The sequence below is a fragment of the Paenibacillus sp. FSL M8-0228 genome (genome assembly GCF_038007385.1).
GTDB lineage: Bacteria > Bacillota > Bacilli > Paenibacillales > Paenibacillaceae > Paenibacillus > Paenibacillus polymyxa_D.
In genome coordinates this window covers 4,806,292-4,829,861 of the sequence record NZ_JBBOXA010000001.1, presented here as the reverse complement: position 1 = coordinate 4,829,861, position 23,570 = coordinate 4,806,292, and the positions used below count along the sequence as shown (strand labels likewise).

The window sequence follows — 23,570 nt, the reverse complement described above, 5'->3', positions numbered from 1 at the left end:
CCTCTTAAAAATTCAAGGGGTGAATGCTCCTTCTTTTGCAGCCTCGCAACGCTGTACGTCTATCTTCGGCGTGGCGTAGACCGTCGTAAGAACAAGGAAAACAATAGCCCTGCCAGCGCAATCCCTGTAGCAATGATAAAGGCATCATTAATGCCATGGATCGTCGATTCCGTAACAGCATTTCGGTACACCTGTTGTAGCGCCAACGATGAACCACTTTCTGTTGAAATACCCGCCGTTTGCGCGAGGGTTTGTCCCAACTGTGCTACCCCTTCGGTTAAAGGAACATTGGCGGTGGTAGCGACATTCGCATAATCCGCTACATGAATCGTGGTCCGGCTGCTCATTACAGTAATGAGCCAAGCGGTACCGATAGACCCGGCAATTTGCCGTACTGTATTGGACATGGCTGTACCATGGCTACCGAGATGGGGAGGCAACTGGTTTAGCCCTTCCGTCTGGACGGACATCATCAGCAGTGACATTCCGAAGCTGCGAATCGTATAGATGATCATAATATGTCCGTAGGTGGTGGCGTCGGTTAGCAGACTGAACTCCCATGTCGTGACTGCCGTAATGATCAGCCCAATGATCGCCAACGGCCTTGCGCCTATACGGTCAAATACTGCCCCTGATATGGGTGACATCACACCCATCAGCAGTGCACCCGGCAACAGCAGCAGACCGGATTGCAACGGTGTAAAGCCGCGTATATTTTGCAAATAGATTGGCAGCAGCAGCATACCGCCAAACATCGTCATGTTGACGGTAGCCCCGACTAAGGTTGATACAGTAAAAATATCATATTTAAACACACGGAACTCCAGCATCGGCTGTAGCATGTTCAGCTCGCGCACGATAAACAATACAATAAACACAATCCCGGCAGCGAGTGTGAGTATTACTGTATTGCTACCCCAGCCTTTGTCCCCAGCTGAACTAAAGCCATACAGCAGGAAGCCAAAGCCCAGTGTGGAAAAGATGGTTCCCAACAGGTCAAAGTTCGGTTTTGTTAGCTTGGATACATTTTTGAGCCAGCGTATGGCAAACAGAATATCAATGATTGCCAGCGGAATAACGAGTAAAAATAGCAGTCGCCAGCTGTAATGCTCCACAATCCAGCCGGATAAAGTTGGTCCAATCGCCGGGGCAAACATCATGGCGATCCCCATGGTACCCATGGCGGCGCCCCGTTTTTCCGGAGGAAACACAGTCAGGAACACGTTCATGACTACAGGCATGATAATGCCTGCTCCGCTGGCCTGAATAACGCGTCCAACCAGCATAGGCGCAAAGCCGGTACTGGCAGCGCAGACGACAGATCCCGCAGTAAATAACCCCATCGCGGAGATGAATAGCGCACGTGTTCCGAATGACTCAATCAGAAAAGCGGTGATAGGAATCAAAATCCCGTTGGTTAGCATATATCCGGTGGATAGCCATTGAACGGTCGTGGCAGACACATTGAAATCATTCATCAAGTGTGGAATGGCCACGTTAAGCAGCGTTTGATTCAAAATCGAAATGAAGGCGCCTAGCAGCAGCACGGACAGAATACGTCCGACGGACATTTTTTGATCCATGACAGCCCCCTACTTGTGAACTCTGATAGTCGCACTCATTCCCGGGATAATACCCAGCCCCTTGTAACCTTGAATGGAAATATTGACAGGCACGACCTGCGTCACCTTGGTATAGTTGGCAGTGGTGTTGGAAGTGGGCAGTAGTGAAAAAGTCGATGCGGTCGCCAGGCCGATCTTTTCGAGTTTACCGCTCAGGGACGTATCCGGGTAAGCATCAATATATACATCTACGGTTTGTCCTACTTGAAGATCCTGTACAGCCGTTTCGTCTATATTGGCGGTAATCCATAAATTGTTTAGATCAAAAGCCTTCGCTAAAGGCGTGCCTGCCCCAACAATTGAGTTGTTGACCGCAGATTGCTGCACGATGGTACCATCGGTTGGAATCGTAACGCTAATTCGGCTTCCGCCTCCTTCTACATTACCCAGTGTGCTTCCAGCGGTGTAGGTTTTACCAACTTCAGCATTCCAGCCTGTAAGCTTGCCAGCGCCTGGAGAGGCAACGGTAACCGCTTGTCCACTCACTTGGGCATTATCGGTTTTTATGTAGTTGGCGGATTGATTGTAGTAATAGGCGGCGGCTCCACCTCCTGCCAGAATAATGATAATAACTAGCAAGTTGACTAATATGGCGCGTGAATTCATGTGTTAACATGCCTCCCTAGTTCTTGGATTTTCAAAGTATGCGTCAAACGATTCATAATATTCAGATGGATTTTGGGCAAGGTTAAGAGCGCATGCGAAAAGGATGATTTTGCTGACAAAGGATGATGCGCATAATGACGACGACCAGAATCATGATTGTATATGACAGTGAAAATGGGCATACCGAACGTCTCGCACGCTCAATTGCAGAAGGAGCACACCTTGAGCACACGGAAGTGTTGTTAAAGCATGTAAATGAGGCCGATGTGAATGAGCTAGTGAGTGTGGATGCGATCCTATGGGGTTGTCCGGGGCATTTTGGTACGATCAGCAGCGGTCTGAAAAGCTGGATTGATAAGCTGGGGTATCTGTGGGCGCAGGGCAAGCTGGTGGACAAAATCGGCGCTGTGTTTTGCACAACCGCTACCATTCATGGTGGATTGGAATCCACACTTCTGAATTTGATTACTCCAATGCTTCATCAAGGCATGATTATTGTAGGACTGCCCGCCAATATTACGGAAAATGCATTATACGGCTCCTATTACGGCGTAGGGATAACATGTCCGGTGGAGACTGAACCCAATGGACCACCTAATCTTCCAACGGGTGATGATCTTGCACTAGGCCGCTCTTTGGGCAAACGGGTCGCTGAAATAGCGGGACGGTACCGTAGCGCTGAAAGAGAATAGGAGGCTACCGATGACCATTGCTTTTATCGTAGTAGCTGCGGTTGCCTTTATTTTTTTGCTGGTATTTAATACGAAGATGACGCGCAAGTCCTCTTCCAAGACTCGCTCTACCGAAGAGGACTCACGGCAAAGAAGCAAACGTCCTTATCCTGTGCAGGTGGAACCCGAGGCGCGTGAATGGAAAGATCCTACGCAAGATATGCCTCCTAAGGATATCGACGTTGAAGAACATCATGCGGAGGAACAACATAAGGCGCCTGATATCCAGACGGATAAGAAGGTGGAAAAAGATCACGAGAATATCAAAGATGCTTATGGAGATCAGGATTATCGTGCGGCTTTACGTGGTTTTGCCAAAAAGGACGAAGAAAAGGATAGACGTTCCCCAATATCCAATGGAGAGAAGGAGACTCACAAAAGTGAGGACGAGCAGTATCGTGAAGCATTGCGCTCCATGAACCAAAAAAAATGAGGTATCTCCATGTGAACACGCCAAAAGGGCTGCTCATCTGTCTGGATTACAGGCAGAAGGCAGCCTTTTTGTGTTGCACGCTATAGCCACTCGGTTAGGCCAATCATGGTAATCAAGCCGAGAATAAAGGAGAATGTAGCGATCCGCTGGTTGCCATCCCCGTGACTCTCGGGAATCAGTTCCTTGTAGACGATAAACATCATGGCTCCGGCGGCAAAAGCAAGGCCATAAGGTACCAGTCCGTTCACCCAGCTGCTCAAATAAAAGCCGATCAGACTCGTTATGATTTCCACGGCTCCAGTGAGGGTAGCAATGCCCAATGCCTTGAAACGGCCGATGTTTTGATTCACAAGGAATAGTGCTACGATGAAGCCTTCCGGGGCATTTTGCAGACCAATAGAGAAGGCGATCAGATTGCCGAGATTTTGAGTCTCACTCGCATAGCTGACCCCAACAGAGAGCCCTTCCGGCAAATTGTGCAATGTAATAGCTGCGATGATGAGAAAAGATTTGGACTCCAGGTGAAAGGTCTTAGAATCTGGGTCCTCCAAATCCGCATGGGGAATGTACATCTCCATCACCAGTAATACGAGGCAGCCGAGCAGGATTCCCGCAGTCAGCACGAACCAATTGGAATGCTGAATAGCTTCAGGAATCAGGTTATACACGGAGGCAGAGGTCATAATCCCTGCGGCATAAGCCAACAGAACATCGCGAAGACGATGCGTGATATTGCGCATAAACAGTATGGGCACGGCGCCGAGCCCAGTGGACAGGGCAGAAATAAAGCTACCTACAAAAACGTCATTCATAATCGGGATAATCCCTCCATACCTGATTTATCTTTAAGCTTCGCTTCATGAAAACTTCATTTGACTGTTTACAGCTATTTCCGCATAATGAAATTAGGATTTAGAATCAGTCTAAGTCATAAAAAGCTACAAAACAAGTGATTCGTTTTTGTAATATCCGGGTGTCCACATTTTGGGATAAGCTTCTGGCAGAATTACTTTTAGAAGTATATGCAGCTGCCCAGCGCCCGGTTCCGAAAACTCGTTATATAATACTTATGATATTTTAGGAGGAACCAAGATATGTACAAGTCCATTATTATAGGTACCGGTCCTGCCGGTTTGACCGCTGCAATTTATCTGGCACGTGCCAATATGAACCCACTGGTGATCGAAGGACCACAGCCAGGCGGACAATTAACCACGACTACAGAAGTCGAAAATTTCCCAGGCTTTCCTGAAGGAATCATGGGACCCGATTTGATGGATAATATGCGTAAGCAAGCGGAGCGTTTTGGCGCTGAATTCCGCACAGGCTGGGTAAACAAAGTAGACACAACTGCTCGTCCATTTACTTTGGATGTAGAGGGTTTGGGTGAACTGGTTACTGATACGCTGATTATTTCCACAGGAGCGACTGCCAAGTACCTGGGTATTCCCGGTGAACAGGATAATATCGGACGTGGCGTAAGCACTTGCGCAACATGCGACGGCTTCTTTTTCCGTGGCAAAGAAATTGTTGTCATCGGCGGCGGAGACTCTGCACTGGAAGAAGCCAATTTCCTGACTCGTTTTGCCTCTAAAGTAACGTTGGTGCATCGTCGTGAAGAAATGCGCGCCTCCAAAATTATGCAGGATCGTGCTCGTGCGAACAACAAAATTGAATGGGCGCTTAATCGTACTCCTGTAGAAGTGATTGCGGACGAGAACGGAGTCACTGGCTTGAAAGTGCTGAATAATGCAACAGGTGAAGAGGAAGTTATTACGGTTAGCGGCGTATTCGTGGCGATTGGTCATCATCCGAATACGGGCTTCCTCGAAGGACAAATTACAACGGATGCGAACGGTTATATCGTCGTAAATCCGGGTACTTCCGAAACAAACGTGCCTGGCGTATTCGCTTGTGGCGACGTACAGGATACACGCTACAGACAAGCAATTACCGCAGCAGGTAGTGGCTGCATGGCTGCTATGGACAGCGAGAAATACATCGAAAGCCTGGAGCACAGCGCACTGGCCCTGTAATGATCCACGCAAGTTTGAATAAATATGATGTAACAAAATAAATGATGAGGTGATATTCATGGAAAAAGCAATCGTATACACATCTACAAACTGCCCGCATTGCCGTCAAGTAAAGAGCTACTTGAGTGAAAAAGGCGTAGAGTACGAAGAACGCAACATCGAAACGAATGAAGCTTATGCGCAAGAGGTTTGGGATATGGGTATTCGTGCCGTTCCATTGACGCTGATCGGGGAAGAACGTATTTCCGGTATGAACAAAACCAAGTTTGAAAAAGTGTTGAACGCTTAATCCAACCTAACAGCAGACGACGGTCCTATGATCGTTATATGGTTAAGAAAAGGCACCCATCGCAGCTAATACTGCAATGGGTGCCTTTTTACTTATAAGGACACACGTACTCGCCCGAGAAAAGGAGCGGTTGCCGCATAGGCGGCACCTAGCATCGTCGAACGGCTGCCAAGCGTGGAGAAACGAATCTGTAGTTGCCGACGATGATAGGGCAGGGCACGTTCGTCAATCACATCACGCATACTTTGCTCCAACCAAGGTCTGGCTTCCGCCAGTGGACCGCCGATGATAAGCATTCCGGGGTTGAGGCTGTTCACAATGTTGGTAATACCCACACCCAAATATCGCCCAATATCATCAAGGACGCTTAATGTACTTACTTCACCTTGCTGAGCAAACGGCAGTAATTCCGCTGTATTATGTGCAGGTAGTTTCAATGTGGATGCTACATACGCCTTCTCTGAAGCATAGAGCTCCCAGCAACCGCGACTACCGCAGGAGCAGAGTCGTCCGTTCCAATCAATAGTCATATGACCCGTCTCTCCGGCGTACCCCCAAGCTCCTTGATACGGTTTGCCATCAATGATAATCCCGGCCCCGATCCCGGACCCTGCACTGATGTAGACCAGATCCCGCACCTGCTGTCGGTGATCGCCGTCCATACCATAGTACAACTCGCCCTGTGCGCCGACGTTAGCTTCGTTATCCACTACGACGGGCAGACCTAGCTCGGCCTCAAGCTGCTGCCGCAGCGGAACCTCTTCCCAGCCCAGATTGGGTGCGAACAAAACGGTTCCGGTTTCATCCACCATACCCGGCACCCCCAGCCCAATGCCGACGATACCATGAGGGGATGGAGGAGTGGCCTGCATGAGCTCCTGAACAAGCTTTCGAATCTGTTCCATAACAAAGGCGGGATCATGCTGATTTAGGGAAAGGGTAAGCTCAGTTTCAATGGTACCTGACAGATCAGTTAGAGCGCCTTTGATGTACTGTACGCTCACCTCAATACCGAGTACAAAGCCTGCACGGCTATTGAACAGCAGCATTAAAGGCTTACGCCCGCCGCTGGATTCCCCTAATCCTGTCTCATACACAAGTCCATCGGTAATGAGCTCTGCCACCAGATTGGAAACGGTTGCCTTGTTTAATCCAGTTTGACTGGATAACTGTGCCCGGGATAGCGGAGCATGAAGGCGAATACGCTCCAGCACAATGGATTTATTCAGCTTTTTGACAAGCGCCTGATCGCCAGTGACATTCATGGTTCATTCACTTCCTGTTGGTGTAATTCCTGATATTATATCATAAAAACAAACTTAGTTTAAGCAATAGACAAAGTCTTTTGGCTGTGCTAGAATCGTTTTTGTAAACGTTTACTATAAAGGAGGAACTTATAATGGCTTATTTCGAACAGGTATCTAAAATTAACTTTGAGGGCAAGCAATCCGACAATCCTTTTGCGTTCAAATTTTATAATCCACAGGAAATTGTAGCGGGAAAAACGATGGAGGAGCATTTACGTTTTAGCATGGCCTACTGGCATACACTGGTTGCAGGCGGCTCCGATCCTTTTGGTGTAGAAACAGCGGAACGTCCATGGTCCAAGTTTACCGGGCTGGATTTGGCGAAGGCACGTGTGGAAGCTGCCTTTGAACTGCTGGATAAGCTGAATTTACCTTATTTCGCTTTCCACGATGTGGATATTGCACCGGAAGGCGCGTCATTGAAGGAATTTTACAGCAATCTGGATACCATCGTGGATCTGATTGAGGACCATATGAAAGCTACGGGGAAAAAACTGCTGTGGAACACGGCGAACATGTTTAGCCATCCACGTTATTTGCATGGTGCTGCCTCGACTTGCAATGCAGATGTATACGCACACGCAGCTGCTCAGATTAAAAAAGGACTGGAAGTGGGCAAACGTCTGGGCGCAGATAACTATGTTTTCTGGGGAGGCCGTGAAGGCTACGAAACACTGCTGAACACGGATTTGAAGCTGGAGCAGGACAATTTGGGACGTATGTTCCATATGGCCGTAGACTATGCGCGTGAAATTGGCTTTGACGCTCAGTTCCTGATTGAGCCAAAACCGAAGGAGCCAACGAAGCATCAGTATGATTTTGATGCTGCGACGACGATTGCTTTCCTGCAAAAATATGATCTGGATCAACATTTCAAGCTTAATCTGGAAGCTAATCATGCCACCTTGGCGGGTCATACTTTTGATCATGAAGTGCGTGTAGCACGGATTAACGGCATGCTGGGATCACTGGATGCAAATCAGGGAGATTTGCTGCTGGGCTGGGATACGGACGAATTCCCGGTTGATCTGTATGATGCGACCCTGACGATGTATGAAGTGCTGCAAAATGAAGGCTTGGGCCGTGGTGGTATCAACTTTGATGCCAAGGTACGCAGAGCATCGTTTGAGCCAGAAGACTTGTTCCTCGCGCACATCGCAGGTATGGATACGTATGCGAAGGGGCTGAAGGTAGCTGCCAAACTGATTGAGGATCGTGTGTTTGAGGACTTTATTGAGAAGCGCTACAGCAGCTTTAAAGAAGGTATTGGAGCAGACATCGTATCCGGAAAAGCAACGCTTGCTTCTCTGGCTGAATATGCTCTGGCGAACGAAACACCACGTAAAAACGTATCCGGTCGCCAGGAATATCTGAAAGCAACATTAAATCAATACATTTTGGCTGACTAAGCATATATAAAATAAGGAATACACGATAACAGGGAAGGAGGAACTCCGATGCAGGAGAAGCTAAATCAGGAGCAGGAACGCTATGTCATCGGCGTAGATTTGGGTACCAGCGCGGTCAAAACGGTGCTGGTTAACCTCAAGGGTCAGGTGGCTTATGAAACCTCCCAGTCTTATCCACTCCATCAGCCGAAGGCAGGATATAGCGAACAGCATCCTGAGGACTGGGTCAGTGGCACGTTAGCATCACTGAAACAGCTTGTGGAGAAGGCCGGAATCGGCGGCACAGATGCCGTAGACGGTATTAGCTTTTCGGGACAGATGCACGGGCTTGTGCTGACTGACAAGGAAGGCCAAGTGCTTCGTCCGGCTATTCTGTGGAATGACACGCGTACGACAGCACAATGCCGTCGTATTGAAGAACAGCTCGGGTCGGACCTGCTGAATATCGCACGTAATCGCGCGCTGGAAGGCTTCACGCTGCCCAAGCTGCTGTGGGTGCAGGAGCATGAGCCAGACGTGCTGGCCCGTGCGGCACATTTTATGCTACCCAAGGATTATGTGCGCTACTGTCTGACAGGAGAGCTGGCGACGGAGTATTCGGATGCGGCGGGCACGCTGCTGCTGGATACTGCGAACAAGCAGTGGAGCGAAGAGATCGCTGCCGCGTTTGATCTACCGTTGTCGCTGTTCCCGCCGCTGGTGGAATCCTTTGATCAGACGGGTACGCTCTTGCCGGAGATTGCGGAGCAGAGCGGGCTTTCGCCTGAAACGAAGGTCTTTGCAGGTGGTGCGGACAACGCATGTGGCGCGATTGGTGCCGGCATTTTGAGTGAAGGCCGCACCCTATGCAGCATCGGCACCTCAGGGGTTGTACTTTCTTATGAGGAACGCAAGGATATTGATGTGCAGGGGCGGGCGCATTTTTTTAATCATAGTGAGCAGGATGCTTATTATATTATGGGGGTTACGCTCGCGGCCGGATACAGCTTGACTTGGTTTAAGGATACCTTTGCACCACAGCATTCTTTTGATGCACTATTGGCAGATGTGAACTCTATTGAGCCAGGCAGCCGAGGGCTGCTGTTCACGCCTTATATCGTCGGCGAGCGTACACCTCATCCAGATGCAACCATTCGAGGCAGCTTTATCGGGATGGATGCGGGACATAAGCTTGCGCATTTTACACGAGCGGTACTGGAAGGAATAACGTTTTCGCTCAAGGAATCTATAGATATTCTTAGAGGGACGGGCAAAACGGTGAATGAAGTGATTTCCATCGGCGGCGGTGCGCGTAATGAGGCATGGCTGCAAATGCAGGCAGATATTTTTAACGCGGATATCATCAAGCTGGAAAGCGAGCAGGGACCTGCCTTGGGGGCGGCCATGCTGGCTGCTTATGGTAGTGGCTGGTTTGAATCTCTGCAAGCGTGTGCTGAAGCATTTCTGCATGAAGCAGCGAGATATTCGCCGAACCCGGACCGTGTGGCACAGTATGAAGGTCTATACGAGCTGTATCGTGAAGTTTACTTGCACACGCGAGAGCTAAATGAGCATTTGGCAGTGTATCGCTGAATACGGTGAGCTTTAAGCGTAAATAAGAAACGGCTTCGGGTGTAAGAAACCCCCGAAGCCGCTTTTCATGTGATGATGAGTTGGAATTAAATACTTTTCTTGATTTTCGCATAATCTTCATGCATAGAGCTGGCTGCACAACCCGGACATGACTTGCTCGACGAACACCCCGCACAGGCGCCTTGACGGCTTTTTCGCAAAAATCGTACCAGCACCCACGCACTATAACCGAGGATCGCCAATAAAATGATGATATTGATCATGGAATTCACTTCCTTTTATTTACTATAGGGCCTGACTTTAACCCCAACCTAATAATCTGCCGCATTGATAGATCAAGACGGCAATGATATATGCAACGGCCAAAGGATAGATCACAGAAAATGCGGTCCAACGCCACGAAAGGGTTTCTTTACGAATGACCGCTACCGTAGCCAGACACGGAACATACAACAGAATGAACACCATAAAGCTAAGAGAGGCAAGCGGTGTAAAGGCATGTCTGACTTGTAGTTCAAGTCCCTGCATATCAGGAACGTGGTAAATAATATTCATCGTTGATACGACAACTTCCTTGGCCATAAAGCCTGTGAGCAGGGAAGCCCCTGCTTGCCAGGTGCCAAAACCGAGAGGGGCTAGTAATGGAGCGAACCAACCTCCAACGGTGGCAAGCAGGCTGTCATCCATTTCTACCCCGAAGCCCTGCGGACCGAAATTGGACAAGAGCCAGATGCCAACGGAACCTGCAAGAATAATGGTTCCGGCTTTACGGACGAAGCCTTTAACCTTCTCCCATGTGCTGCGGAATAGTGTAAGAGCCTGCGGCACTCGATAGGGAGGAAGTTCCACGATGAAGAGGGAGGGCTCACCCGACAAAATGGATACTTTGGAAAAAATTTTGGCAAGTATAAGTGAAACGACGATTCCTAACACATACATCAGCATGATGATGCTTGCCGCATGTGTTGGGAAAAACACACCCGCAAACAACGCATATACCGGCAGGCGGGCCGAACACGACATAAAGGGCACCAGCAACGTGGTAATGAGACGCTCTCTGGGCTGTTCAATGGTGCGTGCTGCCATAATCGCAGGGACATTGCAGCCAAATCCGATGATGAAGGGAATGAAGCTTTTCCCGTTCAAGCCCACGGCTTGCATCAGACGATCCATTAGTATCGTGACCCGTGCCATATACCCGGAGTCTTCGATCACCGAGATAATCAGAAATAAAATAGCAATTTGAGGCAGAAAAACAAGCACACCCCCGACTCCAGCCACGATGCCGTCCACGACTAGACTTTGCGTAAAGGCAGACGCGTTCAAGTGAACGAGTAATTCAGAAATCCAACTGCTGAGTGCACCTGAAAAAAATCCATCCAGCATATCTGAAAGGATCGTACCCGCCCAATCGAAGGTGAACTTGAAGGTAGCGTACATCAGCAGCAAAAAGATCGGAATCCCCAGATACCGGTGAGTTAATAGTGCATCTAGCCTATCCGTTAGGCTGTGCGGCTTGAGCTTGGAGGTGTCGAGTGCCTTGGTACACAGATCAGCAATCCATGCTGTTCGTACAGAACGAATATGCTGAGCAGGCGTGATGGCACAGCCTTCACTGAGCAGGTCTTCTTCGCAATGGCGAATACGCGCAGTTACTTGTTCACGCTGCACCTCATCCGTCATCCATTCCATGACGACAGGATTGTTTTCCAGACATTGCAGTGCGGCCCACCGGAGTTGCGGTACAGATGCATCCGGCAGTAAGTTGCAAATATCATGAATAGCCGCTTCGACGGCTGGGCCGTAATCCAGTTGAAAAGTATTGGATGCATGTCTTACTTCTCGAAGAGATGCGAGCATTTGCTTACTTCCACTACCTGTGCGCGCCACCATAGGAATGATGGGAACGTTCAATTGTTCAGCCAACAATTCCTTGTTTACGCGAAGACCCGTGGCATCAGCTACGTCAGTCATGTTTAAGCCAAGTACAAGGGGACGGCCATATTCCAGTAGTTGTACGGTCAGATAGAGATTACGCTGGAGCTGGGAGGCATCCACGATATTGATCAGGGCCGCAGGCGGCTCTTCCAGCAAATATCGGGTTGCAACACCTTCATCCAGCGAAAGAGGGAGTAAAGAGTAGGCACCTGGCAAATCCACCAATACGGCAGACTTGTCACGCAGGAGCCCTGTTTTCTTTTCCACGGTGACGCCGGACCAGTTCCCTACTTCTGCATACGTACGAGTCAGCTTGTTGAATAATGAGGTTTTTCCTGTATTGGGATTGCCAAATAGAGCGATCATGTCCATGTCGGAACGACCTCCAGTTGTTTCACTTGATTTTGACGGAGGCCGACCAGTTGGCCGTTGCATTCAATGACGATCGGGCCGCCCAATAAACTGATTTTTTTTAAGCGTATGATGGAACCTTCGTTGATGCCCATGTCTGTCAAGCGGCGGCGCAATGAGGGATGAAGAGGGTCAAGGGATTGCAAACGCACAGTCTGACCTAGTGGCGTACGAAGAAGTGAAATACATTCTGGCATGGTGTTCAGCCTTTCTGATCTAGAATGAGAATCAATATCATTTACTTCCGATGCCAGTACCATATCATGAGGATACTTAGATTGCTGTGATAAAATTCGCTGCGAACGACATGTTTGCCCCTTGCTCCCATCTGTTATATCGCCGAGTATGTGTGTCGCAACCTGTCTTTTTAACTGTCCCATTACTCGTCTGCAACCGACAAAACTAGAGCGCTTGGGGCAACTGTTTTTATGGTAAGATAGAGCTGTTTATAACTATGCTAAGAAGGGCAGGAACGCTCTGTATGAACAGAAAAATCGGGGTTAGGCTTGTAAAATGTCTGGTTGCGGGTGCAGCGCTGGCTGTGTTGCTGCCGCAGGCTGTGGAGTGGGGCAGCAATGTGTATGCGGCGTCGATCAAGCCGGCTCCATCGGTATCATCGCAGCAGCTTCAGAACAAGCTTTTACAGGCAATGGCTACGCGGAGTGAAACGCTGACCTTTACATATCAAGGGCGAGTGAACGGTCTCAAACAGCAATTACAGACGGCCATCCAACAGGCCATGGAGAGCGATCCGTATGTGAATTATACGATCAAAAGCTACGCATTCAGCTATACAGGCACAACGACCTCCGCTCAGGTTACGATTCGTTTAAGCTACCGGGAGACGAAGGAACAGACAGCTTATGTGGATAGCACAGTTAAAGCGGTGCTGGGGGATATTATTACGAAGGGAATGACGGATCATGAGAAGGTGAAGGCCATCCATGATTGGATCGTCGTTCGCCTGAAGTATGATGAAGCACAGCAAAAGTACACAGCCTACGATGGCCTGAAAACGGGAAGCACGGTCTGCCAGGGTTATTCACTGCTAGCCTATAAAATGCTGGAACGTGCAGGCATTACGAATCGGATTGTGGAAGGTAGAGCAGGGGGACAGCTGCATGCATGGAATCTTGTTTTATTAGATGGTCGATGGTATCACATGGATACGACATGGGATGATCCAACCCCAGATCGCGCGAACGAAGTAAGCACTTCATATTATCTGCTGACGGATACCGAAATGCGGCGGGATCACTCATGGGTGAAACCGTATCCTCAGGCGAATACATCGTATCGGGAAACCTTATCAGCACTGGTAGCTGCCGGAGGATTAAAGGCTGCTGTGTATCAAAAACTGTACAATACCCTCGAATATCCGCTGCAAGATGGTAAGGGTCTGGTTAAATCATCCGCCGACATCAAGGAACAGGTGCGTAAGATTGTAAATAAGGGAGGGACGACGCTTACCTTCGCCTATCAGGGAACAGAGCGAAGTCTCAAGGAGGATTTACAGTCCTTATATCAACTCGGCTTAAAATCCATTTCTTATCAGATTACGGACCTTGGAAGTACCGGCAATCTTCGGGTAACCCTGAAATGGACCTAATCATCTGCTGTAAAAAGCTACATTAACAAAGGAGTATTTTATTTATATGCACAGGCGTTCCTTTACCTATTTGCTTGGCACGCAGACCATGTCCAATGCGGCCGACATTCTTTATATTATGGCACTTGTGTCTTTGGTTTTTCATGAAACAGACTCCATCTTCTCTTCGGTGCTCGTTCCGTTGCTGCGAATGGGGGCACAGATGATCAGCGGCTTTTTAGCACCGCTCATTTTGGCCCGATTCCAGCTTCCTTTTATTTTATTCGTTTCTCAGTTCGGGCAACTGGCTTTCTTTGCTGTTCTGCTGGGCCACTTGTGGTCAGCAGGCACGGAGCCGATATGGGTGATTGTGTTTACGTTGGTGGCAGCCATGTCCTTTCTGGACGGATGGACTACGCCTGCGCGTAATGCGCTGATTCCTCGCCTTGCGTCCGGGGAAGGACTTATGCGGGCAAACAGTCTGGTATCGGTCAGCGATCAGACGGTGCAATTAGCGGGGTGGGGGCTTAGTGGTGTGCTCGTAGCCATGCTAGGTTCGGAAAAAACACTACTGGTTGCTGGCGGATTATATATGATAGCCATGATCTTCACCAGCCTGATTCGAGATCCACTAGAGGGCAAAGCTCATTATTTGCTGCAACCTGGAACAAGGGTGCGAGGTGGAGATGTCTCAGTTTTCGAAGCTCTAACTGAACCCGGGCAAGGGCATCATGACTTGCCTCCTGCACAGTTGGAAGATACACTATATGGCCCGGAATCTGAGAGCCCCACACTACCTCCCAAGCGTAAAAAGGAAATACTTCGTGAAGGCTGGAGCCTCATCGGAGCCAGTCGCAGACTGAAAGCTCTTATTTTTATGGATATGATTGACCTTCTAGGGGGTTCGGTTTGGGTAGGCGCGTTCACGCTTGCTTTCGCTCAGCAGGTCTTGCACAAAAGTGAGGCATGGTGGGGATACATCAATGCAGCGTATTTTGCAGGAGCGATTGGCGGCGGTATCGTGGTCCTCGCCTGCGTCAAGTATTTGCAGCGCAGACTGCTGCCCGCCATGTTGGCGGGGATGGCAGGTTATGGGCTGCTGACAGCTTGGTATGCACTGAACACATTACCGCCACTAACGCTGCTTATCGTGCTGTTGATGGGACTACCTGCGGAAATGTCCGTCGTATCCCGCCGTACGATGATGCAAATGAGTGTGTCTGTACATGATTTGCCTAAGGTGCTGTCCGCCCAGGCTACGCTGACAAGCCTAACGTTTTGTATTTCGCTGCTTTTAATGGGCTGGATTGCAGATCATTTGGGTATCGTTAATTTGTACTTGTTTTCAGCAGGGTTGACGCTGATTGCTGTCATATACGGTATTTTTAGTCGTCGTGCCTTATCTATGTCTTTATCAGCTGAAGTAGCTGCTTCTTCCAAATAAACAGAAAAAGAAAAAGAAAAGGCCCGTCTCCGGGCATATACAGGTGAACATGCGGATAAACAGTCTTGGACCAGGTTTACCAGCGTGTTCTCCCTGATATGTGGAGACGGGCTTTTTTTAATGTCTTCTATTATTTATCCGAAGAAGCATCCGGGCTCAAATCACATTCTTTTAATGGCACGATTTTAGTACGTTTGGTCCATTTGTAGCCGAGCCACAGCAGAAGGAATAGCGGCACACTCATGTACGTAGCGATCATCGTTTTCCAGTCAATCTCCTGTCCGGTGAAGGCATCCGCCCCTTGCCCGATAATGACAATGATACACAGAGCGAAGGCGAACAACGGGCCAAATGGGAACCAACGGGCTTTGTATGGAAGCTCACTCAGACTGTGACCCTGTGCATTAAAGGCACGGCGGAAACGATAATGGCTGACTGCAATTCCGACCCACGTAATAAATCCGCACATTCCAGAAGCATTCAGCAGCCAGTTATAGACTACACCGTCTCCATACAGGGAGGCGAGAAAGGCTAGCATACCGACAGCGGTCGTGATCAGCAGCGCGTTCATAGGAATGCCGCGTCTATTGATACGTCCGAGGAAACGCGGGGCTTTACCTTCTCGTGCCAAAGCGTACAGTACCCGAGTGGCCGCGTACATACCCGAGTTACCTGCCGACAATACGGAAGTCAAAATAACGGCGTTCATAACAGAGGCAGCAATCGCAAGCCCTGCTTTTTCAAATACGAGCGTGAACGGGCTGACCCCGATATCACTGATATCTCCCCGCAGCAGATTCGGATTGGTGTACGGAATGATCAATCCAATCACGAGAATTGCGAGAATATAAAAGAACAGGATGCGCCAAAAGATTTGACGGATGGCGCGCGGCACATTTTCACGCGGATTTTCGCTCTCTCCTGCGGCTACCCCAATCAGCTCCGTTCCCTGAAAGGAAAAGCCCGCTGCCATGAATACACCCAGTACAGCAAAGAATCCACCATGGAACGGGGCGTCTCCTACCGTGAAGTTGGCAAAGCCGACCGCAGGACCACCCATAATGCCGAAGATCATCAGCACACCTACAGTCAAAAAGATGACCACAGTCACAATTTTAATCATGGCGAACCAGTATTCAGACTCACCGTAGCCTTTGACGGTCAACGCGTTCAGTGCGAAGATTACGGCCAGGAATAACAGACTCCACCAGGCAGAGTGACTTTCCGGGAACCAGTATTTGATCAGCACGGTCGCTGCTGCCAATTCGGCAGCAATCGTCACCGCCCAGTTGTACCAGAAGTTCCAGCCCATGGCGAAACCAAAAGCCGGATCGACGAAGCGACCTGCATAGGTGTTAAAAGAGCCGGATTCAGGCATAAATGTAGCCAACTCACCGAGGCTGGTCATAAGGAAGTAGACCATGAGGCCAACTGCTGCATAAGCCAGCAGGGCACCACCGGGTCCAGCTTCGGCAACTGCGCCTCCACTGGCGAGGAACAGACCTGTTCCGATAGAACCGCCGAGGGCGATCATCGTCATATGGCGGGCTTTGAGACTTTTACGCAAGGTTCCGTCAGATGTTGCTCTGTGTTGCACGTTCAAACACTCCTTCATGAAATTGTATTTCATGTCAGGGCAAGAGCTAGAAGGAGGGGGAGTATATAAATCAAAAAACCGCAGGGAATACGCCTGCGGTTTTGTCTATGCATTCCGCACCATACCTTCTTCTATAACAAGATAGCTCAACACACGTGTCTGTGTTAGGACAGCGTGTGACAGTTCTGCTCCTTTCGGTTAGCAGCCCCAGCATTCGGAGTATTTACAAAGAGTCAGCTCCGCATACTTCGGCGGGTGTACCTTTCCACTGGAATCTCAGACGGCTCTTATCGTCTCCTCCGGTGTACCGATTACATCCGCGACCTCTACCTCATCATAAAACAGGGTTGATGAGGTGTATGACATGATATTTTATTGTATAGCGAATTACAGTATATCGTACCTGTACATCTTCTGACAATCGACAATTTTTTGAAAATCACTCGTAGAATCTTAAATTAAGAGTTCCGCTTGGCCATCTGCTGCCAAACTGTGCCCGCGGCTTGTTCGCCTGATTCGATGCGTTCCAGCGCCATTTTAGCCTGTAGACTGACCTCGAATTCGGGATCATCGACCGCCTTCTCCAACGCATCACGCGCATCCTCGGTTCCCACCTCGTATAAAAAACGTGCCGCCCGCCAGCGTACCAACTTGCTGCTATCCGACAGGGCTCCGATCATTGCACTGGTAGCGACCGGATCGCCGATGTCCGACAACGTGTCGCCTGCGGTGCGGCGTACTGCCGCTGAAGGATCGCGCAGCGCCTCGGCTAGCAGTTCCATCGCTTCCGGAGAGCGAATATCGCCCAGATAGACCACGCCCAGCCGCCGCAGCTGCATTTTATCGTCATGCAGCGCTTGCCGGATAAGCGGCAAATGCTCGGGCGTCGGTTCCAGCCGATCCAGCGCAGCGTAGCGTGTGCGCCAATCCCCGTGCTGCAGGGCCTGCTCCAGCTCGGCATCACTCCACTCGCGGCGTTCCTCCACGAATTCGCTGTTGTTTGCACCGTGGGCAATCGCTTGTTGGATAATCTGCTCCAGCCGCTCTTGTGGAAAGGCTGCCTCCAGTTCCTGCTCAACCTCACGTGCAATGTCCGGCAGTTCACCATAGCGGACGCCGTAATCACTCAGCTTGCGTTCCTTAATCAGCGTTGCACTCGCTACACGGGTAACGGCCTGCACGAATCGGTCGGACAAGGAAATTCGTTCCTCCTGCTGCCCTGCCTTGACTCGGATTTGCATAGGAAGGCCGCGAAAAAATTGCACAAAGACCTGTGCTTCGCCAAATGCTTCTCCAGAGGTTTCCTCTGGCAAATCCCAATTGGCGTCAGCGCCTTCCTCGCCTAGCTGATCCCGGACTTGACCCAGAATGGTGGACCAATCTGCATTCCCTTTGCGGTCAAGGGCTACGAAGTCGGTTGTGTGAAACACGCTTTTGACCCCTTCAATGTCCAACATGCTCCGGATAAATGGGGGAGCGGAACGCTCATTGTCCCGTGTATATGTTCTGCGGATACCCGCTTCCAGTCGCTCATCCAGATGCAGCATCATGGTGTTCGGACTGGGAGTTGGCTCGATAGATGTTATTTTCATAGCTCAGTACAGCCTCCTGTTCAAAAGTTCTCCATATATATCTTATCTGTATTGTAACTCATTCTGCGAATCTCTCCAAAGAGAAGTTGGCGTTTCCGAGGAAAACACAATGACATATCTCACACTAATTCAGGTAAACATGTCTGATGAATATGGAGGTTTTTTAATAAAAACAGGATGCTATATAAGCCGAACTCGGAAAATTAACATGAAAACGGAGTAGGCGGAATGGTGCTGTACAAGCGTAGCGGTCGCTTTGGTCCCCGGATTTTTACCCTAATCATAGGCCTTATTCTAGAAATCCGGGGGCGGTGGCGATGGGAAGTAGCATCCGAATGCGCAGTGGCACTATAGGTATCTTTATTCGGTTTATAGTTTGATGCTGTTTATGCATTCCGCCTCAGCGGATCGTTCTGGTGGCTGCGAATGAGCAGGGAGGCGATAAATCCCACAGACAGAACTGCCGCCAGCAGCATAAATGTAGTCATCTGATTGCCGCCATTCCCCATCAAACGAATGGAGAGCATAGGAGCTAGACTTGTACCGGCAAACAGGATGAAGGTATATAGTGAGACAGCTATAGCTCTCGCTGCACCGCCGAGCTGGCCGACGATTGCTATGAGTGAAGGAACACTCAGGGCAATGCCGCTGACAAAGCATACACTCAACACCACGATAGTCATAAGAGAGTGTGTCATTCCCATCAGCGCCAAACTCAGAATGGAAAGAATAAGAGCTGTACGTAATATAAGGTGTACACCGTATTTCTGGGCTAGCTTTCCTGCGAATGGTGAAAGGAGCATGCCGATGATACCAGCGGATCTGACATAAAGCATCTGTCGGCTATTCAGGCCAAATTCAGGGCCGCCAAGATAGTTACCCAAAACCGTATACATGCTCACAAAGGACATCAGGAGAACAAAAGCAACCGTGTAGCTTAACCATAAAGGATACGAGCGCAGAACGGTCTCCAACTGACTGAAAGCTGCCCAAATGCGAACATCTCGTTGAGGGGAGGGGGTTTTAGGTAGGAAAAAAAGGACGATTAGGAAGGTAATTGCATACAAAATGCCTAGCATCCGAAATACCGTATTCCACCCCATTTGTTCGCTAATGACAATACTAAATACCTGACCAGCAATACCCGCTACTAGAAAACCGGTGCTGATAAAGCCGATAGCTGTTACCCGTTTTTCGGCCGGAAACATATCGACGGCGTATGCGAGAGCAACGGGGGAAAAGGTGGCTGCAGCCAAACCTTGAAGCAAGCGCAGTGTAACTAATACAGAATATTGACTGGTTAAGCTGATGGATAACGAAATAATCGTTAATGCGAGCAGTCCGATGACGATAACCTGCTTTCGTCCAAAGCGGTTAGACAATCCACCATAAACAAGACATCCCGCCGCAAAGCCTAAGGAAAAGATACTGCCCGGTAGGGCTGCTTCGGCAAGCGTTTTTCCAAACACTTTAGCAAAAAGAGGGACCAAAGGGATCGTCACATACAGGCTGGACATAACGGCAACCGCTGACCAGCATAGGATTACAGTCATCCATGCATAAGGGAGAGCCACATTTTCTTTCTGTATAACGGTATGATTGGTTCGTAATTTACTCATCAATTGAACACTCCTTGATCATAAAATAAGTGGCTTGGTAATACACGAAATTAAATATATTAGGTAACCTAATTATATGTTTAAAAAAAATTTATCTGCCCACCCCCAATCTGTTTTCCATATGATGATGGATTTTTTCTATAATCCGCGAAAAAACGACCTGCTCCTCAGGCTCCAAAATACTCGCTAGAGAAGCACAGGAAGACCAAAATACAGGAAGCACTTGCTGTACAAGATGAGATCCCCCTTCTGTAATGCGCACATGAATTTTGCGTCGATCTGAGGAATTATGTTCTCTGATAATCCAGCCTCGTTGCTCTGTCCAGTCTAGGAGAGATGTAACAGATGCACGACGAATTCCCAGACGGTCGGCAATCATTGAAGGGCTCATCTGAGCCTGGGATTGGTGTAGTGTCAACAGCAACAATAAATCTAGCTTACTCTCTGTCAGGCCATAAGCAGCTAGATCCAAATCTATTGCGTCGAGCGTATTATCACCCGTCCATAGCAAGAAGAGACCAATACGGGCGAGTTGTCGATTCGTTTCTGCAAGAGCAGTTTGATCCATTAGCTCCAGATAAGGTTCTGGACCCAGACGGGGAAGAGGTTGCTGGACGGTGTCCCGCATACTTTGTTTTGGTGGCATACATTCACTCTTTTCATATAATTAGGTTATCTAACTATATATCAATATAGCGTATTGAAATGCATAAAACAATATCTAAAAAGAAATACTGCTACATTCAATGCAGAAGCAGGGTTAAAACTCGACAGAATGAACCAAACTGTGAATAGGTTACCAAAATGCGCCAATAGATAAGTGAAGGAGGCGTTCCTATGTTCCGCAAGCAGGAAAGAACGCTCATTATTGTATGTATAGTAATTGCGGCCATTATGCTATATGCCGTAATTAAAAGCATAGCTCGCTTGACTCCTTAGTTGGTAATCCAGAGTGATCCGCGATGTTTAAAATGTGAAATGAAGGAGTGAAACCCATTTGTCTTCACTGGACCCTGTATTACTAAGCCGGATGCTGACCGGAATTACCCTGTTTGTTCATATCGTATTTGCATCTATCGGCGTCGGCGTACCCTTAATGATTGCACTAGCAGAATGGCGCGGGCTGCGAACTGGTGATCCGCATTATACCCTGCTGGCCCGACGGTGGGCGCGAGGGTTTGTCATTACCGTTGCCGTGGGTGTCGTTACAGGTACCGCCATTGGTTTGCAGCTCAGCTTGCTTTGGCCCACCTTTATGCGGGTGGCTGGACAAGCGATTGCACTGCCTCTGTTTTTGGAGACGTTTGCTTTTTTCATCGAAGCTATATTCCTGGGCATCTATTTGTATACTTGGGATCGGTTTAAAAGCAAATATTTTCACCTGATGCTGCTCATCCCGGTAGCGATTGCCTCATCTGCATCAGCGGTTTTTATTACGACTGTGAACTCGTTCATGAACCAACCTCAAGGCTTTACACTCAAAAATGGAGTCATGACAAATATTCATCCCATCGAGGCCATGCTAAATCCGGCTACGCCGACCAAAGTTTCTCATGTACTGGCTTCCTCGTATACATTGAGCGCTGGGGTGCTGATGGGACTGGCTGCTTACAGTATGCTGCGGGGACGTAATCACGCTTATTTTAAAAAGGCGCTGAAGCTCACTGCCACCTGTACCATTGTGTTTGCCATCAGTACAGTGATGATTGGAGATGCATCCGGTAAATTTCTGGCCAAATATCAGCCGGAGAAGCTGGCCGCCGCCGAATGGCATTTTGATACGATGACGCACGCGCCCTTCGTATATGGCGGATACATGGATAAGAACGGTGAAATCAAATATGCCCTGAAAGTGCCTTATGCACTTAGTGTGTTGGCCGGGAACCTGCCCAGTACGGAGGTCAAGGGATTAAATGATTATCCCGTAGATGAGCGTCCGCCCCTGTCTATCCATTATATGTTTGACCTCAAAATCACCACAGGGGTGCTGATTCTCGTCATTCCGCTGTTGTATCTGATCCGCAAGCGTTTGCCAGGTCGCAAACCATACCCCAGATGGCTGCTGTTGGCGCTCATTCTGGTGGGGCCGATGGCGATGGTAGCTATTGAGCTCGGATGGATGTTCGCGGAGGTCGGTAGACAGCCGTGGATTTTACGCGGATATATGAAGGTGTCCGAAGCAGCAACCACTTCTACGAGTGTTGGGTGGATGCTGGTGTTGTTTGTTATTTTGTATCTGGTGTTGTGCTTCTCGGCCATTAAGGTACTCAGCAAGCTATTTCGCAATAAGGATGCGGTGGAAGAGATAAGACAGCTCGGCCTGGAAGGGGCTGATGGTAAGTGAGCTATGAAATTGTAGGCATCGCCATTTTGTGGACGTTCCTGTTCGGATATTTGCTTATAGCATCTATTGATTTTGGTGCAGGGTTTTTCAGCTTTTACAGTGTGTTAACAGGCCACCAGAACAAAATCCACAATATTATTCAACGGTATCTATCCCCGGTGTGGGAGGTAACAAACGTATTTCTCATCTTTTTTGTGGTGGGATTAAACGGGTTCTTCCCGGATGCGGCATATTACTATGGTACGGCGTTACTCGTTCCCGGCAGTATTGCGATTGTACTTCTCGCCATCCGGGGAGTGTATTATGCATACAATACGTATGGGCATTCCGGCACCAATAATATCGTCTACATGGCGTTGTACGGTGCGACAGGGTTACTGATTCCGGCGGCACTGTCGACGGTCCTCGCTATATCGGAAGGCGGCATTATTGTGGAGAACAGTACAGGTGTGCACCTGCAATGGGGGCAGCTATTAAGCAATCCCTACACGTGGGCGGTTATTTTTCTGGCGTTGGTAAGCGTACTGTATATCTCGGCGATGTTTTTGGCCTATTATGCCAAAAGGGCAGGAGACAAGGTCGCTTTTGAAATCGTACGAGGATATGCACTGCTTTGGAGCGGTCCAACGATTGTTGCGAGTCTGCTCGCATTTTTTCAGATTAACAAACAAAATCCAGATCATTTTACCAATATGCTGAACATAGCCTGGATGTTTGTCGCATCCTTCATATGCTTTGCGGGAGCAGTTTATCTGGTATGGCAGCGGCGGCATCTAGGGGTTTCGTTCATATTGGTGATGCTGCAATTTGCATTTGCCTGGTATGGCTACGGCCGCTCGCATCTCCCGTATGTTCTGTATCCCTACATTAATGTCTACGACAGCTTTACAAATTCTACGATGGCGTATGCGTTGATTACGGCGTTTGTTGCGGGTCTGCTGGTGCTGATCCCTTCGCTGATCCTGATATTAAGATTGTTTCTGTTCGATGCAAAATATGTGCGCGGACATGAAGGGAAGAAAGGGTGAGTTA

21 protein-coding genes and 1 riboswitch are annotated in these 23,570 nt (G+C 48.9%); of the genes, 10 read left to right on the top strand and 11 right to left on the bottom strand.

Translation table 11 applies throughout. The features are described from left to right. Window positions 1-59: 59 nt before the first annotated feature. Both MKY98_RS21955 and MKY98_RS21950 read right to left on the bottom strand, forming a co-directional pair. Window positions 60-1,583, bottom strand: a complete 1,524-nt coding sequence (locus tag MKY98_RS21955) for a DHA2 family efflux MFS transporter permease subunit (RefSeq protein WP_069012169.1) — start codon at window positions 1,581-1,583, stop codon at window positions 60-62. A 9-nt stretch (window positions 1,584-1,592) separates the two neighbouring features. Further along, window positions 1,593-2,228, bottom strand: a complete 636-nt coding sequence (locus MKY98_RS21950) for an HlyD family secretion protein (protein WP_025724158.1) — start codon at window positions 2,226-2,228, stop codon at window positions 1,593-1,595. A gap of 134 nt (window positions 2,229-2,362) precedes the next feature. On the opposite strand from MKY98_RS21950, the gene MKY98_RS21945 reads away from it, so the two are divergent. Both MKY98_RS21945 and MKY98_RS21940 read left to right on the top strand, forming a co-directional pair. Continuing rightward, complete coding sequence (locus MKY98_RS21945) at window positions 2,363-2,920, top strand: NAD(P)H-dependent oxidoreductase (RefSeq protein WP_069012168.1); 558 nt, start codon at window positions 2,363-2,365, stop codon at window positions 2,918-2,920. A gap of 10 nt (window positions 2,921-2,930) precedes the next feature. After that, window positions 2,931-3,392, top strand: a complete 462-nt coding sequence (locus MKY98_RS21940) for a hypothetical protein (RefSeq protein WP_069012167.1) — start codon at window positions 2,931-2,933, stop codon at window positions 3,390-3,392. 80 nt (window positions 3,393-3,472) lie between these two features. On the opposite strand, the gene MKY98_RS21935 is transcribed toward MKY98_RS21940, so the two are convergent. Further along, entirely contained in the window at window positions 3,473-4,204 is a 732-nt protein-coding gene (locus tag MKY98_RS21935) for a ZIP family metal transporter (protein WP_069012166.1), read from the bottom strand. A 282-nt stretch (window positions 4,205-4,486) separates the two neighbouring features. On the opposite strand from MKY98_RS21935, the gene trxB reads away from it, so the two are divergent. Both trxB and MKY98_RS21925 read left to right on the top strand, forming a co-directional pair. Beyond that, the gene (gene trxB / locus MKY98_RS21930; RefSeq protein ID WP_069012165.1) at window positions 4,487-5,428 is read left to right on the top strand and encodes a thioredoxin-disulfide reductase; all 942 of its coding nucleotides are present in this window, start codon (window positions 4,487-4,489) and stop codon (window positions 5,426-5,428) included. Between the two features lie 58 nt (window positions 5,429-5,486). Beyond that, window positions 5,487-5,717, top strand: coding sequence for a glutaredoxin family protein (locus tag MKY98_RS21925; RefSeq protein ID WP_069012164.1), 231 nt, complete (start codon window positions 5,487-5,489; stop codon window positions 5,715-5,717). Window positions 5,718-5,809: 92 nt separating this feature from the next. On the opposite strand, the gene MKY98_RS21920 is transcribed toward MKY98_RS21925, so the two are convergent. Continuing rightward, the gene (locus tag MKY98_RS21920; RefSeq protein ID WP_069012163.1) at window positions 5,810-6,982 is read right to left on the bottom strand and encodes an ROK family transcriptional regulator; all 1,173 of its coding nucleotides are present in this window, start codon (window positions 6,980-6,982) and stop codon (window positions 5,810-5,812) included. Between the two features lie 134 nt (window positions 6,983-7,116). Between MKY98_RS21920 and xylA the strand changes: the two genes are divergently transcribed. Then, window positions 7,117-8,433, top strand: coding sequence for a xylose isomerase (gene xylA / locus MKY98_RS21915; RefSeq protein WP_039273722.1), 1,317 nt, complete (start codon window positions 7,117-7,119; stop codon window positions 8,431-8,433). Between the two features lie 48 nt (window positions 8,434-8,481). Continuing rightward, window positions 8,482-10,005 carry a xylulokinase gene (gene xylB, locus MKY98_RS21910; RefSeq protein ID WP_069012162.1) on the top strand — a complete coding sequence of 508 codons (1,524 nt, stop codon included), beginning with the start codon at window positions 8,482-8,484 and terminating at the stop codon, window positions 10,003-10,005. 86 nt (window positions 10,006-10,091) lie between these two features. On the opposite strand, the gene MKY98_RS21905 is transcribed toward xylB, so the two are convergent. From MKY98_RS21905 to MKY98_RS21895, 3 genes are read right to left on the bottom strand one after another with little or no spacing between them, the layout of a single operon-like run. After that, window positions 10,092-10,268 (bottom strand): FeoB-associated Cys-rich membrane protein, encoded by a 177-nt coding sequence (locus MKY98_RS21905; RefSeq protein WP_080658679.1) that lies wholly within the window; start codon window positions 10,266-10,268, stop codon window positions 10,092-10,094. Window positions 10,269-10,305: 37 nt separating this feature from the next. Then, window positions 10,306-12,315 (bottom strand): ferrous iron transport protein B, encoded by a 2,010-nt coding sequence (gene feoB, locus MKY98_RS21900; RefSeq protein ID WP_029519211.1) that lies wholly within the window; start codon window positions 12,313-12,315, stop codon window positions 10,306-10,308. Then, a complete protein-coding gene (locus tag MKY98_RS21895) occupies window positions 12,306-12,734 on the bottom strand; it encodes a FeoA family protein (protein WP_239645267.1) in 429 nt (142 codons plus the stop codon). Before MKY98_RS21895 ends, feoB begins: the two co-directional genes overlap by 10 nt. Before the next feature lie 101 nt (window positions 12,735-12,835). Here MKY98_RS21895 and MKY98_RS21890 point away from each other — a divergent pair, with 101 nt between their 5' ends. Both MKY98_RS21890 and MKY98_RS21885 read left to right on the top strand, forming a co-directional pair. Then, on the top strand, window positions 12,836-13,963 hold the full coding sequence (locus MKY98_RS21890; protein ID WP_069012161.1) for a transglutaminase domain-containing protein: 1,128 nt from the start codon (window positions 12,836-12,838) through the stop codon (window positions 13,961-13,963). Window positions 13,964-14,009: 46 nt separating this feature from the next. Then, a complete protein-coding gene (locus tag MKY98_RS21885; RefSeq protein ID WP_029519207.1) occupies window positions 14,010-15,386 on the top strand; it encodes an MFS transporter in 1,377 nt (458 codons plus the stop codon). Window positions 15,387-15,516: 130 nt separating this feature from the next. Here the strand turns inward: MKY98_RS21885 and MKY98_RS21880 are convergent, their stop codons facing one another. From MKY98_RS21880 to MKY98_RS21865, 4 genes are all read right to left on the bottom strand, one after another. Further along, on the bottom strand, window positions 15,517-16,983 hold the full coding sequence (locus MKY98_RS21880; RefSeq protein ID WP_029519205.1) for an amino acid permease: 1,467 nt from the start codon (window positions 16,981-16,983) through the stop codon (window positions 15,517-15,519). 134 nt (window positions 16,984-17,117) lie between these two features. Next, window positions 17,118-17,320: riboswitch (Lysine riboswitch) on the bottom strand. A gap of 121 nt (window positions 17,321-17,441) precedes the next feature. Next, window positions 17,442-18,575, bottom strand: a complete 1,134-nt coding sequence (locus MKY98_RS21875; protein WP_069012160.1) for a virulence factor — start codon at window positions 18,573-18,575, stop codon at window positions 17,442-17,444. Between the two features lie 386 nt (window positions 18,576-18,961). After that, complete coding sequence (locus tag MKY98_RS21870; RefSeq protein ID WP_069012159.1) at window positions 18,962-20,194, bottom strand: MFS transporter; 1,233 nt, start codon at window positions 20,192-20,194, stop codon at window positions 18,962-18,964. Window positions 20,195-20,285: 91 nt separating this feature from the next. Beyond that, entirely contained in the window at window positions 20,286-20,840 is a 555-nt protein-coding gene (locus MKY98_RS21865; RefSeq protein ID WP_029519201.1) for a MarR family winged helix-turn-helix transcriptional regulator, read from the bottom strand. Between the two features lie 351 nt (window positions 20,841-21,191). Between MKY98_RS21865 and MKY98_RS21860 the strand changes: the two genes are divergently transcribed. Both MKY98_RS21860 and MKY98_RS21855 read left to right on the top strand, forming a co-directional pair. Then, window positions 21,192-22,538 (top strand): cytochrome ubiquinol oxidase subunit I, encoded by a 1,347-nt coding sequence (locus tag MKY98_RS21860; protein WP_069012158.1) that lies wholly within the window; start codon window positions 21,192-21,194, stop codon window positions 22,536-22,538. Then, window positions 22,535-23,566 carry a cytochrome d ubiquinol oxidase subunit II gene (locus MKY98_RS21855; RefSeq protein WP_029519198.1) on the top strand — a complete coding sequence of 344 codons (1,032 nt, stop codon included), beginning with the start codon at window positions 22,535-22,537 and terminating at the stop codon, window positions 23,564-23,566. The genes MKY98_RS21860 and MKY98_RS21855 overlap by 4 nt, the downstream gene beginning before the upstream one ends. Window positions 23,567-23,570 lie beyond the last annotated feature (4 nt).